This window comes from Mycobacterium asiaticum (assembly GCF_001668675.1).
Lineage (GTDB): Bacteria > Actinomycetota > Actinomycetes > Mycobacteriales > Mycobacteriaceae > Mycobacterium > Mycobacterium asiaticum_D.
On sequence record NZ_LZKQ01000159.1, the window covers coordinates 64,287 to 81,099 of the forward strand.

General features: G+C 65.4%; 18 protein-coding genes. 8 read left to right on the plus strand and 10 right to left on the minus strand.

All coding sequences use genetic code 11. The features are described 5' to 3' along the window. Positions 1-15: 15 nt before the first annotated feature. From A9X01_RS14330 to A9X01_RS14340, 3 genes are all read right to left on the minus strand, one after another. A complete protein-coding gene (locus A9X01_RS14330) occupies positions 16-879 on the minus strand; it encodes a 3-hydroxybutyryl-CoA dehydrogenase (RefSeq protein WP_065121405.1) in 864 nt (287 codons plus the stop codon). A 198-nt stretch (positions 880-1,077) separates the two neighbouring features. Beyond that, the gene (aceA, locus tag A9X01_RS14335) at positions 1,078-2,364 is read right to left on the minus strand and encodes an isocitrate lyase (RefSeq protein WP_036352141.1); all 1,287 of its coding nucleotides are present in this window, start codon (positions 2,362-2,364) and stop codon (positions 1,078-1,080) included. Positions 2,365-2,647: 283 nt separating this feature from the next. Next, the gene (locus A9X01_RS14340) at positions 2,648-3,442 is read right to left on the minus strand and encodes an acyl-[acyl-carrier-protein] thioesterase (RefSeq protein WP_065121406.1); all 795 of its coding nucleotides are present in this window, start codon (positions 3,440-3,442) and stop codon (positions 2,648-2,650) included. 163 nt (positions 3,443-3,605) lie between these two features. Here A9X01_RS14340 and ramB point away from each other — a divergent pair, with 163 nt between their 5' ends. Together ramB and A9X01_RS14350 are read left to right on the plus strand one after the other, a co-directional pair. After that, positions 3,606-5,024, plus strand: a complete 1,419-nt coding sequence (gene ramB, locus A9X01_RS14345; RefSeq protein ID WP_065121407.1) for an acetate metabolism transcriptional regulator RamB — start codon at positions 3,606-3,608, stop codon at positions 5,022-5,024. Then, positions 5,021-5,587 carry a carboxymuconolactone decarboxylase family protein gene (locus tag A9X01_RS14350; protein WP_065121408.1) on the plus strand — a complete coding sequence of 189 codons (567 nt, stop codon included), beginning with the start codon at positions 5,021-5,023 and terminating at the stop codon, positions 5,585-5,587. The genes ramB and A9X01_RS14350 overlap by 4 nt, the downstream gene beginning before the upstream one ends. Positions 5,588-5,618: 31 nt before the next feature. Here A9X01_RS14350 and A9X01_RS14355 read toward each other — a convergent pair whose 3' ends face one another. From A9X01_RS14355 to exaC, 6 genes are read right to left on the minus strand one after another with little or no spacing between them, the layout of a single operon-like run. Next, positions 5,619-5,891, minus strand: a complete 273-nt coding sequence (locus A9X01_RS14355) for a hypothetical protein (protein WP_065121409.1) — start codon at positions 5,889-5,891, stop codon at positions 5,619-5,621. Positions 5,892-5,894: 3 nt separating this feature from the next. Continuing rightward, on the minus strand, positions 5,895-7,304 hold the full coding sequence (gene lpdA, locus A9X01_RS14360; protein ID WP_065121410.1) for a dihydrolipoyl dehydrogenase: 1,410 nt from the start codon (positions 7,302-7,304) through the stop codon (positions 5,895-5,897). Positions 7,305-7,334: 30 nt separating this feature from the next. Further along, on the minus strand, positions 7,335-7,961 hold the full coding sequence (locus A9X01_RS14365) for a hypothetical protein (protein WP_065121411.1): 627 nt from the start codon (positions 7,959-7,961) through the stop codon (positions 7,335-7,337). Beyond that, positions 7,954-8,229 carry a putative holin gene (locus A9X01_RS14370; protein WP_065121412.1) on the minus strand — a complete coding sequence of 92 codons (276 nt, stop codon included), beginning with the start codon at positions 8,227-8,229 and terminating at the stop codon, positions 7,954-7,956. The genes A9X01_RS14365 and A9X01_RS14370 overlap by 8 nt, the downstream gene beginning before the upstream one ends. A 25-nt stretch (positions 8,230-8,254) precedes the next feature. Then, positions 8,255-8,740 (minus strand): DUF779 domain-containing protein, encoded by a 486-nt coding sequence (locus A9X01_RS14375; protein WP_065121413.1) that lies wholly within the window; start codon positions 8,738-8,740, stop codon positions 8,255-8,257. Next, the gene (gene exaC, locus A9X01_RS14380; protein ID WP_065121414.1) at positions 8,740-10,263 is read right to left on the minus strand and encodes an acetaldehyde dehydrogenase ExaC; all 1,524 of its coding nucleotides are present in this window, start codon (positions 10,261-10,263) and stop codon (positions 8,740-8,742) included. The genes A9X01_RS14375 and exaC overlap by 1 nt, the downstream gene beginning before the upstream one ends. A gap of 56 nt (positions 10,264-10,319) precedes the next feature. Here exaC and A9X01_RS14385 point away from each other — a divergent pair, with 56 nt between their 5' ends. Then, positions 10,320-12,347 (plus strand): prolyl oligopeptidase family serine peptidase, encoded by a 2,028-nt coding sequence (locus A9X01_RS14385; RefSeq protein WP_065121415.1) that lies wholly within the window; start codon positions 10,320-10,322, stop codon positions 12,345-12,347. Between the two features lie 11 nt (positions 12,348-12,358). On the opposite strand, the gene A9X01_RS14390 is transcribed toward A9X01_RS14385, so the two are convergent. Beyond that, positions 12,359-13,648, minus strand: a complete 1,290-nt coding sequence (locus A9X01_RS14390) for a DUF2254 family protein (protein WP_172832515.1) — start codon at positions 13,646-13,648, stop codon at positions 12,359-12,361. Positions 13,649-13,812: 164 nt separating this feature from the next. On the opposite strand from A9X01_RS14390, the gene A9X01_RS14395 reads away from it, so the two are divergent. The 5 genes from A9X01_RS14395 (at position 13,813) to A9X01_RS14415 (ending at position 16,806) form a co-directional block, all read left to right on the plus strand. After that, positions 13,813-14,448 (plus strand): DedA family protein, encoded by a 636-nt coding sequence (locus A9X01_RS14395; protein WP_065121417.1) that lies wholly within the window; start codon positions 13,813-13,815, stop codon positions 14,446-14,448. Between the two features lie 46 nt (positions 14,449-14,494). After that, the gene (locus A9X01_RS14400; protein ID WP_065121418.1) at positions 14,495-15,406 is read left to right on the plus strand and encodes a crotonase/enoyl-CoA hydratase family protein; all 912 of its coding nucleotides are present in this window, start codon (positions 14,495-14,497) and stop codon (positions 15,404-15,406) included. Between the two features lie 63 nt (positions 15,407-15,469). Beyond that, positions 15,470-15,928 (plus strand): DUF5078 domain-containing protein, encoded by a 459-nt coding sequence (locus A9X01_RS14405; protein ID WP_065121419.1) that lies wholly within the window; start codon positions 15,470-15,472, stop codon positions 15,926-15,928. A gap of 40 nt (positions 15,929-15,968) precedes the next feature. After that, complete coding sequence (locus A9X01_RS14410; RefSeq protein ID WP_065034526.1) at positions 15,969-16,178, plus strand: hypothetical protein; 210 nt, start codon at positions 15,969-15,971, stop codon at positions 16,176-16,178. 304 nt (positions 16,179-16,482) lie between these two features. Beyond that, on the plus strand, positions 16,483-16,806 hold the full coding sequence (locus A9X01_RS14415; RefSeq protein ID WP_065121420.1) for a hypothetical protein: 324 nt from the start codon (positions 16,483-16,485) through the stop codon (positions 16,804-16,806). Positions 16,807-16,813 lie beyond the last annotated feature (7 nt).

Below are 16,813 nucleotides of genomic sequence, written 5' to 3' on the forward strand. Positions count from 1 at the left end.
GCGCTTCAATCGCTCTCAGTAGGTGTAGAAACCCTGGCCGGATTTCTTGCCCAGCAAACCTGCCTCGACCATGCGTAGCAGCAGCGGCGGTGGTCCGTAGTGCGGTTCCTTGAACTCTTCGTAGAGCTTGTCCGCAATCAGCTTGAGGGTGTCGAGCCCGACGAGGTCGGACAGCTTCAGCGGCCCCATCGGGTGTGAAAGCCCCGCCACCACAGCCTTGTCGACGTCTTCGACGGTAGCGAAGCCCGCCTCGACCATCCGGATCGCCGAGAGCAGGTAGGGCACCAGCAGCGCGTTGACCACAAAACCCGATCGATCCGAACAACGGACGACCTGTTTGCCGAGCACCTCACTCGCAAACCGCTCGACGCGCGCGGCAGCGGCCTCGTCGGTGACCAGCGTGCTGACCAGTTCGACCAGCGGCAGCACTGGGACGGGATTGAAGAAGTGCAGACCCAGCACCCGCTTCGGGTTCTGGGTGGCGGCGGCGATCTTCATGATCGGGATGCTGGAGGTGTTCGAGGCGAGCACCGCGTCGGGGTCGGTGATCACCCGGTCGAGTTCGGCGAACAACCCCGCCTTGACCGACTCGTCCTCGATGACCGCCTCGATCACGAGCTGCCGGTCGGCCAGGTCAGCGAGGTCGGTGGTGAAGGTCAGCAGGCTCAGCGCGCTGTCGCGCTCCCGCTCGGTGACCTTGCCGGCGCTGACACCGCGCTCCAGTGACTTGGTGATGCGGTTGCGCCCCGCGGTAACCAGGGCCTCGGTGGTCTCGAACACCGTCACCTCGACGCCCGCACGCACCGACACCTCGGCGATGCCCGAGCCCATCTGTCCCGCACCGATCACGCCGACCCGCTGAATTGCTGTGTCGCTCACTGCTTTTCTCGATTCTGCATGTTTCGAATTGTGTTGCACCGCAATAGGCCCCGCCCAGGGTTGCTGGGCGGGGCCTATGCTACTTCAGCGCTGGCCGAGGGTCGCCCGGCGCGGCACTGGCCTTTCACGCGCGAGCAGACACAGAATCGCAGCAATCGGGCTGCGAGAGTGCGACTCTGCGTCTGCTCGGCAACTAACTCAGTGGAACTGGCCCTCTTCGGTCGAACCGGCCAGAGCCGTGGTCGACGAGGTCGGGTCCACCGTGGTGGCGATGCGGTCGAAGTAACCCGCACCCACCTCGCGCTGGTGCTTGGTGGCGGTGTAGCCACGGCTCTCGGCGGCGAACTCGCGCTCCTGCAGCTCGACGTAGGCGCTCATCTGCTTGCGGGCGTAGCCGTGGGCCAGATCGAACATCGAGTAGTTCAGGGCGTGGAAGCCGGCCAGCGTGATGAACTGGAACTTGAAGCCCATCGCACCGAGCTCCTTCTGGAACTTCGCGATGGTGTCGTCGTCGAGGTGCTTCTTCCAGTTGAACGACGGCGAGCAGTTGTAGGCCAGCAGCTGGTCCGGGAACTCGCTCTTGACGCCCTCGGCGAACTTCTTGGCCAGCTCCAGGTCCGGAGTACCGGTCTCCATCCAGATCAGGTCGGAGTACGGCGCGTAGGCCTTGGCGCGGGCGATGCAGGGCTCGAGGCCGTTCTTGACCCGGTAGAAGCCCTCGCTGGTGCGCTCGCCGGTGATGAACGGGCGGTCCCGCTCGTCGACGTCGGAGGTGATCAGCGTGGCGGCCTCGGCGTCGGTACGGGCGATGACGACGGTGGGAACACCGGCGACGTCGGCGGCGAGCCGGGCGGAGGTCAGGGTGCGGATGTGCTGCTGGGTGGGGATGAGCACCTTGCCACCGAGGTGGCCACACTTCTTCTCCGACGCGAGCTGGTCTTCCCAGTGCGAACCGGCGACACCGGCGGCGATCATCGCCTTCTGCAGCTCGTAGACATTGAGCGCGCCACCGAAGCCGGCCTCACCGTCGGCGACGATCGGGGCCAGCCAGTTGTCGACCGAGGTGTCACCCTCGACCTTGGCGATCTCGTCGGCGCGCAGCAGCGCGTTGTTGATGCGGCGGACGACCTGCGGCACCGAGTTGGCCGGGTACAGGCTCTGGTCGGGGTAGGTGTGGCCGGACAGGTTGGCGTCGCCGGCGACCTGCCAACCGGACAGGTAGATCGCCTTCAGGCCGGCACGCACTTGCTGGACGGCCATGTTGCCGGTCAGCGCGCCCAGCGCGTTGACGAAGTCCATCTCGTGCAGCTGCTCCCAGAGCACCTCGGCGCCGCGGCGGGCCAGGGTGTGCTCCTCGACGACGTGACCCTGCAGCGCGACGACGTCCTGCGGCGTGTAGGTGCGGGTGACGCCCTTCCAGCGGGGGTTGTGGTCCCAGTCGTGCTGAATCGCCTCAGCGCTCTTCGGGGTGCCAACTTCGGACATGGCTGCTCCTAACAGTAATTCCGTACTGAATTGCGGATGGCCACCGCCATCCGGGAGGGGGAAGCTTCAGGCTCAACTTCCCTCTGAACTTCACTGGTGTGCTAACACGACCTTGGCACAGTGCATTCCCGCTGGTCTACCCATTTAACTTGCGAATTTAGTTATGACTTGTGGTCATTTTGCGAATCTTGCGAAGACCGCGTTTTACTTAACCGTTTCAGAAGCTACCCACTGGTAACAAAAATCCGCAGGTCAGCGGGGATTTAACGGGACAATCGTACGGTTAGAGCGAGAACAGCGCGGCAACGGCCTTCGTCTCGTCGCCGACGGCATATGTGAGCGTTGTAACAGTGCGATCGGCCAGGCCGGGTCCGAACTTCTCGGTCGAGCCGGCCGGGTGAATGTGGGAGATGATCTCCAACTTGTCGCCGAGCGCCACCGGCGCCTCGTGCTCGATGGTCACCCGCAGGGGTGCGTCCAGCAGCTCGGGGTGCGAGGCGAGGTAGTCCTCGACCACGCTCCAATAGACAGAGTTGTTCATGTGGTCGAACAGGTCGATGTCGGTGACGCGCACGGGAAACTCATGAATCTCGGTGGCGTCATCGCGGCCGCCGGGTTTCAGGTAACCCTTCCAGCGCAGCCGGTCCACCGAGGTGGTCTTGTGCAGACCCGCGAGGAAGTCATCGGCGATACGCGAGGGCATCTGGGTCTCACGGTTGATGTTGATCCAGAACGCCTCGGACTCGATCAGCCCGCCTTTGCGGCCGTCAATCCGGACCCGCATCTCACACCAGCGGTTGGAGGTGCCCGAGCACCAACGCCGGCAGCGCAGCATGTCCTGGAACTCGATGGGGCGGATCAGGTCGACCATGGTGCGGCGCACGATCCACAACGGGTGGGTTTCCTCGAAACCCATCTCCCGCAGTTGGTCCTGGCCGATGTCCTGGATGTGCCGGCATGCCGCGTCGAGTCGCAGCCTGCCGGTGCGGTCGATGTCGCCGACCCGCAGCGGCCATTCACGGTCGAAGACGTCGGGGTGACCGTCGGGCACCGGCATTAACTTCTTGTCCAGGCTCACGGCGCTGCTCCCCGTTTCCTCCTCGTGTGAACCCCCGGTTTACCCGGAGTCCTCGATGCGAATCATGCCAACGACAGCCCGCAAAAACCAAACGCCATGCCAGTCCCCTGGGCCTGCCAAGTCTGCGAAGCGCGCCTTCGCAAACCCCGGTAAGCTGCGTAAAGTGTCCAAGACGTTCGTGGGAGCACGCGTCCGCCAGCTGCGCAGCGAGCGCGGGTTCAGCCAGGCGGCGCTGGCGCAGATGCTGGACATCTCGCCGAGTTATCTCAACCAGATCGAGCACGACGTCCGCCCCCTGACGGTGGCCGTGTTGCTGCGGATCACCGAGGTGTTCGGCGTCGACGCGACGTTCTTCGCCTCCCAGGACGACACCCGTCTGGTCGCCGAACTCCGCGAAGTGACGATGGACCGCGACCTGGACATCGATGTCGACCCCGCCGAGATCGCCGAGATGGTCAACGCCCACCCGGCGTTGGCGCGGGCCGTCGTCAACCTGCACCGGCGCTACCGGATCACCACGGCGCAGCTGGCCGCGGCCACCGAGGAGCGCTACTTCGATGGCAGCAGTGGCAGCGGGTCCATCACCATGCCGCACGAAGAGGTGCGTGACTATTTCTACGAACGCCAGAACTACCTGCATCAGCTCGACACCGCGGCCGAAGAGCTGACCGTGAAGATGCGGCTGCATCACACCGACCTGGCGCAGGAGCTGACCCGCAGACTCACCGAGGTGCATGGGGTGCACATCACCCGGCGCATCGACCTGGGCGACAAAGTGCTGCACCGGTTCGACCCCGCTACCAAGACGCTGGAGATCAGCAACCATCTGGCCTGGGGACAGCAGGTGTTCAAGATGGCCGCCGAGTTGGCGTATCTGGAATTCGGCGACCTGATCGACGGCCTGGTCGAGGAGGGCAAATTCACCAGCGACGAATCCCGCAAGCTGGCCCGGCTGGGACTCGCCAACTACTTTGCCGCGGCCACGGTGCTGCCCTACCGGCAATTCCACGACGTCGCCGAGAACTTCCGGTACGACGTCGAGCGCCTGTCGGCGTTCTATGCGGTGAGCTACGAGACCATCGCGCACCGGCTTTCGACGCTGCAGCGGCCCTCGATGCGAGGTGTGCCGCTGTCCTTCGTCCGGGTCGACCGGGCCGGGAACATGTCAAAGAGGCAGTCCGCCACCGGTTTTCACTTCTCTTCCACGGGCGGCACTTGCCCACTGTGGAACGTCTACGAAACCTTTGCCAACCCCGGCAAGATCCTGGTACAGATCGCGCAGATGCCTGACGGGCGCAATTACATGTGGGTGGCCCGCACCGTCGAACGGCGCGCGGCCCGGTATGGTCAGCCCGGAAAAACCTTCGCGATCGGGCTCGGCTGCGAACTGCGCCACGCGCACCGACTCGTCTACTCGGAAGGACTCGACTTGTCGGGTGACATTGCGACACCGATCGGCGCGGGTTGCCGAGTCTGCGAACGCGACAACTGTCCACAGCGCGCCTTTCCCGCACTCGGGCGCGCGCTCGATATCGACGAGCACCGCAGCACGGTGTCGCCCTACCTGGTGCGCCAGGCATGAGTGGCAACGAGGTCGCGCGCATCCCGTCGGGCCGGTTCCGTCAACTCGGGCCGATCAACTGGGTGGTCGCCAAGCTGGCCGCCCGCAAGGTGCGCGCACCCGAGATGCACCTGTTCACCACCCTGGGTTCGCGCCAGTCGCTGTTCTGGACCTGGGCGGTCTACTCCGGACGCCTGATGCGGGGCCGGTTGCCGACGATCGACAGTGAATTGGTGATCCTGCGGGTGGCGCACCTGCGGTCCTGCGAGTACGAGCTGCAGCACCATCGTGGGATGGCGCTGAAGGCGGGACTGGATGCGCAGACGCAGGCCGCGATCTTCGCCTGGCCGGACGCACCGGACGGCGACGGTCCGCGGCGGGTGCTCAGTGCGCGCCAGAAGGCGCTGTTGCAGGCGACCGACGAGCTGATCCAGAACCGCACCATCACCGACGCGACCTGGCGCGAGCTGGCCAGTCACCTCAACCGAGCGCGATTGATCGAATTCTGTTTGCTCGCAACCCAGTACGACGGCCTGGCGGCCACCATCTCCGCGCTGGCGATACCGCTGGACAACCCGCAGTAGCGGCACGCCGGGCGTGCAGCGCTGAGGTACTTCAGAGGTAGAGGTTGGCCAGCACCGCCAACGTCAGTGCAACGGGAGCAATGGGCAGACCGAACGCGAACGCCGACCACCCGTACTTTCGGCGCCAGCGCATCAACAGACCGCCGGTCACCGCGCCGACCGCCAGCGCCACCGACAGCACCAGCACCGCCACGCTCCACTTGCTCACCGTGGTGACGTCGTCACCGATGGTGATGGCCGCCAGCCAGAAGACGTACCCGGCGATCAGCCCGCCGATCGCACCGATAACGGTCTCGGTCCGCATGCGCTAGAAGTTGATCATGTGACCGACCAGGCCGTGGAAGCACTCCTGCAGCGCCTCGGACATGGTCGGGTGCGTGTGCACGTTGCGGGCGAGTTCGGTTGCGGTGAGGTCCCACTTCTGGGCGAGGGTGAGCTCCGGCAACAGCTCGGACACGTCGTGCCCGACCAGGTGCCCGCCGATCAGTTCGCCGTACTTGGCGTCGGCGATGAGTTTGACGAAGCCGCTGGGGTCCCCGACGCCATGTGCCTTGGCGTTGGCGGTGAACGGGAACTTGGCGACCACCACGTCGTAACCCTCGTCGCGGGCCTGCTGCTCGGTGAGGCCGAAGCTGGCCACGTTGGGCTGGCAGAACGTGGCGCGCGGCATCATGCGGTAGTCGCCGAGCGCCAAAGTCTCTGCGCCGGCGATGGTTTCGGCGGCCACCACGCCCTGGGCCTCGGCCACGTGCGCGAGCTGCAATTTGGCGGTGACATCGCCGATGGCGTAGATGTGCGAGACGCTGGTCTGCATGTAGTCGGTGATGCCGATGGCCTTGCGGTCGGTCAGCTCGACGCCCGCCTTGTCCAGACCGTAGCCCTCGACATTGGGCGCAAACCCGATGGCCTGCAACACCTTTTCGGCCTTGAGCTCCTCGGACTTACCGTCCTTGCTGACGCTGACGGTGACCCCGCCTTCGCTAGAGCCGTTGTCGGTAATCGAATCGACCTTGGTGCCGGTCAGGATCTTGACGCCGAGTTTCTTGAACGCCTTCTCGATCTCCTTGGACGCGTCGGCGTCCTCGTTGGGCAGCGCGCGGGGCAGGAACTCGACGATGGTGACGTCGACGCCGTAGTTCTTCAGCACGTAGCCGAACTCCATGCCGATGGCGCCGGCGCCGGCGATGATGATCGACTTCGGCAGCTCCCGGGTCAGGATGAGCTTCTCGTAGGTCACCACGTTCTCCGACAGTGACGTGCCGGGGACGAGGCGGGTGCTGCTGCCGGTGGCGATGATGGCGTGGTCGAACGTGACCTCTTCGGTCCCGCCGTCATCGTTGAGTTCCACCGCCAGCGTGTGCGAATCGGTGAAGCGGCCGTAGCCGTGAATCTCGGTGATCTTGTTCTTCTTCATCAGGAAGTGCACGCCGGCCACCCGGCCCTCGGCCACCTTGCGGCTGCGGTCGTAGGCCACTCCGAAGTCGAAGGTGGCCTCACCGCTGATGCCGAAGACCTTGGCTTCCTTGGTGAAGATGTGCGCCAGTTCGGCGTTGCGCAGCAACGCCTTCGACGGGATGCAGCCGACGTTGAGGCAGACCCCGCCCCAATATTTCGGCTCGACGATTGCGGTGTTCAGCCCGAGCTGTGCGGCACGAATGGCCGCCACATATCCGCCGGGACCTGCTCCGAGTACGACGACGTCATAGTGAGAAGTCACCAGTTCACCCTAGTAGGGCGCGCGTTCGCCCTAATAGGGGAGGACACCCATCAAACACGGTGTCGTCACCCGCTCGCAGTAATAGGACCCGTACAGCGGCGCCGCCGCGGCCACGGACGCGAACGGCGCCGACATCACGGCGATCGACAGCGCGGCAATCAGCGGTTTACCTCTGACCATCGCCAGGACCGGTCCCGCCACCGAGCAGGCCGTGACGTAAACGAACACCGCAAACACCGGCGGCGTCTTGTCGATGGTGTGGTACCACCAGTAGTACAAACTCAGCCCGAACACCGCGGCGAAGAACCACACGCCCAACAGCACCAACACCAACTTCCACCACTTCAGGTAGAGGTACCGGCCCGGCACGGCCACAGGTCCCGGCGCCTCGGCCGTCGCGTCCGGCGCTACCGCGGCGGCCACGGGCGCGGGCTGTTCCTGCGGCACCGGCTCGGCCTTCTTGGCCGGCTCGTCCAGGCCGGGCAACGGGAGAACGGGCTGGGAGTCCGTGTCGTCGAAGTTCGGCACGAACGGCACCGAGGGCTCACCGGCGTCGTACTCGGCCGATAGCGGCACCTCGCCGCTGTCGAAGTCCGGCACGAAGGGTTCGGTTCCCGGGCTCGAGACGCGTTCGTCGTCCGCCTTCTCGTCAGCCACCGGCAACCACCCGCAACGCGACCAGCATGCCCAGCCAACCGGGCGCCAACGCAAGGATCCCCGCGCCGAGCATCGTCACCCACCGGCGTCCGGAAAACAGGATCACCGACAACCCGATCAGACTCGGGATCCCCACGACCAGGGCGATTGCCACGTCCGGGCGCATCCGGTGGACCAGCAGGCTGGACACCACGCCGAGTAGCTGCCCGACCGCACTCCCGATAAGCAGGGCGCTGGCCAGCAGCCACGCACGCGGAAGCGGAATCACGGTTTACGACTTTACTGAGTCTCCGCTACGGGATCGGGCACGTTCCCGGCGCGTCCTGCGCGTCCCGCGGATCCACCACGAAGCCGCGTACCGAGGGTCGCTCACCGCGTTCGTACGCCGCTCCGGTGATCACCGGAGCGACCTGAACCAGCTCCTTCTCGGCGTCGCTGTAGACCCGCCCCCGGCTGAGAAACCGCACCCCTTCGGGCGCCTCGAGGCTGAACCCGCCACCGCGTCCGGGCACCATGTCGATGACCAGTTGGGTGTGCTTCCACGTCTGGTACTGCGGACCCGAGATCCACACGGGCACACCCTCCTCCCCCACGTCGAGCACGCCCAACAGGACGTCGCGGTCGCCGACCAGAAAGTCGCCGCGCGGGTAACACATCGGCGAAGACCCGTCGCAGCAACCGCCGGACTGGTGGAACATCACCGGGCCGTGCCGCTCCTGCAGGCGAGTCAGCAGCGCGGCCGCCTCGGTGGTGATGAGTGCTCCGGGCGGAGCTTCCATCAGAAGAATCCCAGCGCCTTGTCGGAGTAGGAGGTCAGCAGGTTCTTGGTTTGCTGGTAGTGCTCGAGCGCCATCTTGTGGCCTTCGCGACCGAAGCCCGACTGCTTGTAGCCACCGAAGGCCGAGTGCGGCGGATAGACGTGGTAACAGTTCACCCACACCCGTCCGGCCTTGATCTCCCGGCCGGCCCGGTAGGCGGTGTTGCCGTCCCGGCTCCACACCCCCGCGCCCAGGCCGTACAGGGTGTCGTTGGCGATGCCCATTGCGTCGGCGTAGGTGTCAAACGGCGTCACCGCCACCACCGGGCCGAAGATCTCCTCCTGGAAGATCCGCATCTTGTTGTTGCCGGTGAAGATCGTCGGCTGCACGTAGTAGCCGCCGGACAAGTCACCGCCCAGCTCGGCGCGCTCGCCGCCGGTGATGATCTTCGCGCCCTCGCCCTTGCCGATCTCGATGTAGGACAAGATCTTTTCCAGCTGGTCGTTGGACGCCTGCGACCCAAGCATGGTCTCGGTGTCCAGCGGGTCGCCCTGGCGCACCGCTTTGGTGCGGATCGCGGCCAGTTCCAAGAACTCGTCGTGAATGTCGGACTGGATCAGGCTGCGCGACGGGCACGTGCACACCTCGCCCTGGTTGAGGGCGAACATCGTGAAGCCTTCCAGCGCCTTGTCCTGGAAGTCGTCGTTGGCGGCCATCACGTCCGAGAAGAAGATGTTCGGGCTCTTGCCGCCAAGCTCCAGGGTGACCGGGATCAGGTTCTGCGAGGCGTACTGCATGATCAGTCGACCCGTGGTCGTCTCCCCGGTGAAAGCGATCTTGGCGATCCGGTCGCTGGAGGCCAACGGTTTCCCGGCTTCGGCGCCGAACCCGTTGACGATGTTGACGACGCCGGGCGGCAGCAGATCACCGATCAGGGACATCAAAAACAGGATCGAGGCCGGGGTCTGTTCGGCCGGTTTGAGCACGATCGCGTTGCCGGCCGCCAATGCCGGTGCCAGCTTCCAGGCGCCCATCAGGATCGGGAAGTTCCACGGGATGATCTGCCCGACGACGCCGAGTGGTTCGTGGAAGTGGTAGGCCACCGTGTCCTCGTCGATTTGGGACAGCGCGCCCTCCTGGGCGCGGATCGCCGCGGCGAAGTACCGGAAATGGTCGGCGGCCAACGGGATGTCGGCGGCGATGGCCTCGCGAACGGGTTTGCCGTTGTCCCAGACCTCCGCGACGGCCAGCGCGTGCGCGTTCGCGTCGATGCGGTCCGCGATCTTGTTCAGGATGGCCGCGCGCTCCGCGGGCGAGGTCTTGCCCCACGCGGGCGCGGCGGCGTGTGCGGCGTCGAGCGCCTTCTCGATGTCGGTCTCGTCGGAGCGTGGGATCTCGCAGAACGGTTGACCGGTGACCGGTGTCGGGTTCTCGAAGTAGCGGCCCGCCGCGGGCGCAACCCACTCGCCACCGATGAAGTTCCCGTACCGCGATTCGTACGACATCAGGGCTCCGGAAGCTCCCGGACGTGCAAAAACAGGCATCTCTCGGCTCCTCTTATGGTTCATGTAATACAGCTCACAGTACCGCTGGGACCACAATGGCAGCTATGGCATCTGAGGCTGAAGACCCGTACCTGTGGCTCGAGGACGTCACCGGCGACGAGGCACTCGACTGGGTGCGCGCCCGCAACGAGCCGACCAAGGCGCAATTCTGCGACGACGACTTCGAGACGATGCGCGTGCAGGCTCTGGAGGTGCTCGACACCGACGCCCGGATTCCTTACGTGCGCCGGCGCGGCGAGTATCTGTACGACTTCTGGCGCGACGCCACCAACCCGCGCGGGCTGTGGCGGCGTACCACGCTGGAGAGCTATCGCACCGATTCCCCGGACTGGGACGTCCTGATCGATGTGGACGAACTGGGCCGCACCGACGGCACGAACTGGGTGTGGGCCGGCGCCGACGTGCTCGAGCCGGAGCTCACCCGCGCGCTGATCAGCCTGTCGCCCGGCGGGTCGGACGCGGTGATCGTGCGTGAATTCGACATGCAGACACGCAAATTCGTCGCCGACGGGTTCGAATTGCCGGAAGCCAAATCGCAGATCGGCTGGGACGACCCGGACACCGTGCTGGTGGGCACCGACTTCGGGCCGGACTCGCTGACCGAGTCCGGTTACCCGCGCATCCTCAAACGGTGGCGCCGCGGCACACCTCTGACAGACGCAGAGACGATCTTCGAGGGGCAACGCACCGATGTCAGCGCCGGCGGTTCCACTGACCGCACACCGGGATTCGAACGCACCTTCGTCGGGCGCTCGCTGGACTTCTGGAACCGGCAGCGATACGAGCTGCGGGGCACGGAACTGGTTTCCATCGATGTGCCGACCGACGCCAGCAGCATCTCGGTGCACCGCGAGTGGCTCCTGATCGATCTGCGCACGGACTGGTCCGTCGGGGGGACGACATATCGCGCCGGTTCCCTGCTGGCCGCCGACTACGACGAATTCCTCAGTGGCGCAAGGGATTTACAGGTTGTATTCGAGCCGAACGAACACACCTGCCTGTACCACTACGCATGGACCGAAGACCGGTTGCTGCTCGTTTCCCTGGCCGATGTGGCCAGCCGGGTCGAGATCGTCACGCCCGGGACGTGGCGGCGCGAACCCGTCCAGGGCCTGCCCGAGTCGACCAACACCGTGGTGGTCGCCGCCGACGACACCGGCGAGGAGTTCTTCCTGGACTCCAGCGGGTTCACCGCCCCGTCCCGCCTGCTGCGTGGCACGGGTTCGGGAGCGCCGGAGCAGATCAAATCCGCGCCGTCGTTCTTCGATGCCGAAAACATCTCGGTGACACAACATTTCGTGGAATCGAAGGACGGTACGTCGATCCCGTATTTCGTGGTGCGCCCCGATGACAGTCAGGGGCCGACCCCCACCCTGCTCTACGGTTACGGCGGGTTCGAGACGTCGAACACGCCGGGTTACAGCGGTGTGCTGGGCCGGTTGTGGCTGGCGCGCGGCGGCACCTACGTGCTGGCCAACATCCGCGGCGGGGGTGAGTACGGACCGGGCTGGCACACCCAGGCGATGCGTGAGGGCCGGCACAAGGTGGCCGAGGACTTCGCCGCCGTGGCAGACGATCTGGTGGCGCGCGGGATCACCACTGTCGACCAACTCGGCGCCCAGGGCGGCAGCAACGGTGGCCTGCTGATGGGCATCATGCTGACCAAATATCCGGAGAAGTTCGGCGCGCTGGTCTGCAGTGTGCCGCTGCTCGACATGAAGCGCTACCACCTGTTGCTGGCCGGGGCTTCCTGGGTGGCGGAGTACGGCGACCCCGACAACCCCGACGACTGGGCGTTCATCTCCGAATACTCGCCATACCAGAATATTTCGGGTGATCGGAAGTACCCGCCGATATTGATGACGACGTCCACGCGTGACGACCGGGTGCATCCGGGGCATGCCCGCAAAATGACCGTCGCGCTGGAAGCGCTCGGCCAACCGGTCTGGTACTACGAGAACATCGAGGGCGGCCACGGCGGTGCGGCCGACAATGAGCAACTCGCGTTCAAGTCGGCGTTGAGCTACTCGTTCCTGTGGCGGACGCTGGGCCGCCGGTCATAACCGTCGCGTGGTCAACCCGGCAATTGGCCATTCAGCCGCGCCTCGACCCGCTCGAGATCGGAAGCCGCATCGCTGTGGCCATATTCCGAAAGCACCCTGCCCAGTCCGGTCAGGGCCCGATCGAGGTCGGCGGTGAAGGGGTGCCTGGTTGCGGTCGGCAGCGCGTAACGCAGCTGCGTGGCCGCTTTGCGCTGGTCGTCCCCGGACAGCTGCGGGATGGCTTTGGCGAACACATCCAGCACCCGGGCACAGGTTTGATGCTGGCCTCCGTTGATCGCGCCGACCGCGATGCTCGACAACGCCGCAAGCACCTCGGGAATCGTGCGGTCGGTGTAGACGATCGGTAGCGGCTGTTCGCCGTTGCCGGTCCCGGCCGCCGATGCGGACTCGCGTGCCCAGCGGGCCAGCAGCACGTACAGGCCGTCGACGGTTACCAGGGCGGCCTCCGGATCCCGTTGCGTCGCAGCGGCCCATCCCATGCTGGCCAATTGGTGGACGCCGTAGGACGGCTCGCGGTCCAGCTGTCGCTCTCTGCCGCAGCGCAACGCACCCAGGACGGCATCGGCCAACCGGGCGCGTTCGCCGGCGTTCTCGGCCCGCACGGTGGCCAACTCCGACCCGGTGACGAAGTGGCTGCCCAGCCTGGCGATGAACTCGATCTCGGCTTCGCCCTGGGCGGCCTGGAGCGCGTGCCGCAGGGTGTCCAGGTGGATATCGACGAGATATCCGCTGCACTCCGACCGAACGGTAAGCGCGGGCAGGTGCTCGAGCTGTGGCTCGTGCCGCATCCGGCACAACCAGTTCAACTGCTGTGTGCGGGTGGCGATGGTGTGCTGCACGATGCGTTCGACCACCGAAGGCGGCCGCAACTGGTCGAGCACCAGGTAGCCGAACACCACCAGGCCCGTCAGCGCGAGCACGCTGAGCAGCAGGGCGGCGGCGGTGCTGAACACCGCATGCTCGGGATCGACGAGCGCGAGCACCACCACGTAATACGCCGAGAGACCGGCGAAATACCCGAAGAACGCTTGATTGACGCGGCGGCGCAGGAACTGCTCCACCACCACCCAGGTGAACACGTCTGCCATCCGGTGCACCAGGGTGAGCAGCAGCACGAAGGTGATGGTCATCAGCGTGAGCATCCCGGGCGCCACGGTGCGCAGCATCGACTGGTTCTCTTGCGGCGGCGCCAGTTTGGACAGCGCGTGTGCGGCGGGTTTGATCCATTCGGCATCGGAGCCGTCCAGCACGCTGGTGATCACCGCAAGCACAATGAAGCCGGCGATGATGGCCAGCGGCACCGATAAAAACTCTTGAAGCGCCCGCCGCAACCCGCTTTCGCGCCGCGGCCGCGCCGTTCCTGCCGTCGGGCGCATACCCGCTTACCTACCCGTTCGAGCCGGCGCCGAACCGATCGTGAGCGTCGCAACGTCTAGCCGCCGCGGACTTCGGGCACCCTAGGGTGATGTCCTCGCAGCTGCCCGGAGTCTTCCAGTCGTTCGCCCCAGCGCTCGACCGCTACGGCTACGCGGCGGTGGTCCTGCTGGTCGGCTTGGAGGGTATCGGCATTCCGTTGCCGGGCCAGATCATCCTGATCGCCGCGGGAATCTATGCCGGCGCCGGTGAATTGAGCCTGGCTCTGGTGTTGATCGCCGGTCTGCTGGCCGCCGTATGCGGCGACAACAGCGGCTACGCCATCGGGAGGTTCGGTGGCCGGGCGCTGGTGTTGCGGTTCGGTCGGTACGTATTTCTCACGGAGAAGCGCCTGGCGGCGACGGAACGCTTCTTCGGTCGACGCGGCGTGTTCGTCGTGCTCATCGGCCGGTTCGTGGACGGACTGCGGCAGGCGAGCGGAATCGTCTGCGGACTGGCCCGGATGCGGTGGCGGCGGTATCTGGCCTACAACGCACTGGGATCCACCGTTTGGGTGGTTGTATGGGTGTTCGCCGGCTATCTCGCCGGCAGTCACATCGCGGCGCTCTATGCAGTCGTCCATCATCACGCCAAGTACCTGCTGGTCGGTATGGCCGTGCTTATTGTGGCCGGGGTCGGCTGGGCGATCAGGCGCCGCGCCAACCGGCGGGCCGCTGCCGAGTGCTGACCTGCGGTGCTTGACACTCCCGGCCGCCACGGCTTCGCTTCGGGCTATGCCGACACCCGAATTCGAAACGCTGCTCTACCGCACGGCCGGCGCGGTAGCCACCATCACCCTCAACCGCCCAGAACAGCTCAACGCGATTGTTCCGCCCATGCCCGACGAGATCGAGGCAGCGATCGGGTTGGCGGACGGGGACGACAGCATCAAGGTCATCGTGCTGCGGGGCGCCGGTCGCGCGTTCTGCGCGGGCTACAACTTCGGCGAGGGCTTTCAGCATTGGGAAGACGTGATGAACACCGACGGACGCTGGGATCCGGGTAAGGATTTCTCGATGGTGACCGCCCGGACGGGTCCGCATCAGAAGTTCATGGCGATCTGGCGGGCCACCAAGCCCGTGATCGCCCAGGTGCACGGCTGGTGTGTGGGCGGCGGCAGTGACTATGCGTTGTGCGCTGACCTCGTCATCGCCAGCGAGGACGCCGTCATCGGCACCCCCTACAGCCGGATGTGGGGCGCCTATCTGACGGGGATGTGGATGTATCGGCTGAGCCTGGCCAAGGCCAAGTGGCATTCGCTGACCGGCCGACCGCTCACCGGCGTGCAGGCCGCCGAGATCGAGCTGATCAACGAGGCGGTCCCGTTCGAGCGGCTGGAGGCGCGGGTCGCCGAGATCGCCGGCGAACTGGCCCAGATCCCGTTGTCACAGCTGCGGGCGCAGAAGCTGATCGTCAACCAGGCCTACGAGAACATGGGCCTGGCCTCCACCCAGTTGCTGGGCGGCATCCTCGACGGGCTGATGCGCAACACCCCGGACGCGCTGGACTTCATCCGGACCGCGCAGCACGACGGCGTGCGCGCCGCCGTCGAGCGCCGGGATGGGCCGTTCGGGGATTACAGCCAGGCTCCCCCCGAGCTACGGCCGAACCCGTCACACTTGATAGTTCCTGATCGCGATGGGTAGTAAGATCGGCTAGGAATTCGCCTGGGAATTTTTCGCGACTCCGAAAGTGTTACGGTAATCAATATGTCTCGGCTAAGTAACTTCCTTCGTGCAGGTGCAGTTTTCTTTGCGCTCGCTATCGTCGCCGTGATCTTCGCGGGGTCCTTCCCGAAGGCGGCCATGGCCGATTCCACGGAGGATTTTCCGATCCCACGCCGGATGATCGCGACCACCTGCGACGCCGAGCAATACCTGGCGGCCGTGCGGGACACCAGCCCGGTGTACTACCAGCGGTACATGATCGACTACAACAACCACGCCAACCTGCAGGAAGCCACCGTCAACAAGGCGCACTGGTTCTTCTCGCTGTCGCCGGCGGAGCGCAGGGACTACTCCGAGAATTTCTATAACGGTGACCCACTGACGTTCGCCTGGGTCAACCACATGAAGATCTTCTTCAACAACAAGGGCGTCGTCGCCAAGGCCACCGACGTGTGCAACGGGTACCCGGCCGGCGACATGTCGGTCTGGAACTGGGCGTAGCGGCATCGTGCGCGCACGGTGGTTCGGCCGCATAGCAGCGATGGCGGCGATTGTCCCGATCTCGATCCTGATCGGAAGCGCCCCGGCCCACGCCGACAGCGACCTCGGTAAGCAGTGCTCGCCGGAAGGCGCGAAAGTCTGGGGCAAACCCGGCCCGATCTACTGTGAGCGACAGGCGGACGGGCAACTGCAATGGGTGTCCATTCCGGTCTCGGCCTTGTGCGTGGCGTTCTGCGTCAACAACCCCTAGCTCCCTAGCTGTCCGGCTTAAGAGTTCCTGAGAATCTGGGTCGGGTTAGAACCGTCGCAGTGCATCCCGTCGGGGACCTTCGCGCCGACGAATCAGACTGATAGCCAGGGAAATAAGGCCCATGTCGCGGGAAAAGTATGGTTTGCGCGCCGGGAAACGACACCTATACGGGGCCTGAGAAGATCACCCCGACCCTTGCCGCGGCGGGGTAAAGCTATCCATAATGGAACCTCCGGCCAGCCAAACATCCGCCAAGTGTGTGGGCGATGGATGCGACTGGTTCCGGAAAGCTGGAGGTCATCGCATGAGCCAAACTACTGGCAACGGGATCCCTGGCACGCTGGCGGCTCTCGACTGGCAAGCGATCGAGTGCCAATCAGAATTCGGCTGCAGCAACCGAGCGACGTTCATCGTCCACCGGCACGCGGTGGACGCATGCAACCACCCCCAGGTCGACCCGTTCGGGAACATCGTCGAGATTCTGTGCATCGCGTGCCTGTGGCGCGCCGAGGCCGAAGTGCTGGTGCAGCTGGGCCAACTCCGCCGGACGCCGGACGCCTCCTGCCTGACCTGCGGCGCGCCGGTTTCGGAGCTCAGCGACATCATGCGTGACGTCGCAGCTATCTAGCGCGTCA

Excerpts from the sequence above, each read along its gene's own strand:
- aceA (WP_036352141.1), bottom strand. The coding sequence starts at position 2,364 with ATGTCCGAAGTTGGCACCCCGAAGAGCGCTGAGGCGATTCAGCACGAC.
- A9X01_RS14350 (WP_065121408.1), top strand. The coding sequence starts at position 5,021 with ATGAGTGGCAACGAGGTCGCGCGCATCCCGTCGGGCCGGTTCCGTCAA.
- A9X01_RS14355 (WP_065121409.1), bottom strand. The coding sequence starts at position 5,891 with ATGCGGACCGAGACCGTTATCGGTGCGATCGGCGGGCTGATCGCCGGG.
- A9X01_RS14375 (WP_065121413.1), bottom strand. The coding sequence starts at position 8,740 with ATGGAAGCTCCGCCCGGAGCACTCATCACCACCGAGGCGGCCGCGCTG.
- exaC (WP_065121414.1), bottom strand. The coding sequence starts at position 10,263 with ATGCCTGTTTTTGCACGTCCGGGAGCTTCCGGAGCCCTGATGTCGTAC.
- A9X01_RS14385 (WP_065121415.1), top strand. The coding sequence starts at position 10,320 with ATGGCAGCTATGGCATCTGAGGCTGAAGACCCGTACCTGTGGCTCGAG.
- A9X01_RS14395 (WP_065121417.1), top strand. The coding sequence starts at position 13,813 with ATGTCCTCGCAGCTGCCCGGAGTCTTCCAGTCGTTCGCCCCAGCGCTC.
- A9X01_RS14400 (WP_065121418.1), top strand. The coding sequence starts at position 14,495 with ATGCCGACACCCGAATTCGAAACGCTGCTCTACCGCACGGCCGGCGCG.
- A9X01_RS14405 (WP_065121419.1), top strand. The coding sequence starts at position 15,470 with ATGTCTCGGCTAAGTAACTTCCTTCGTGCAGGTGCAGTTTTCTTTGCG.
- A9X01_RS14410 (WP_065034526.1), top strand. The coding sequence starts at position 15,969 with ATGGCGGCGATTGTCCCGATCTCGATCCTGATCGGAAGCGCCCCGGCC.
- A9X01_RS14415 (WP_065121420.1), top strand. The coding sequence starts at position 16,483 with ATGAGCCAAACTACTGGCAACGGGATCCCTGGCACGCTGGCGGCTCTC.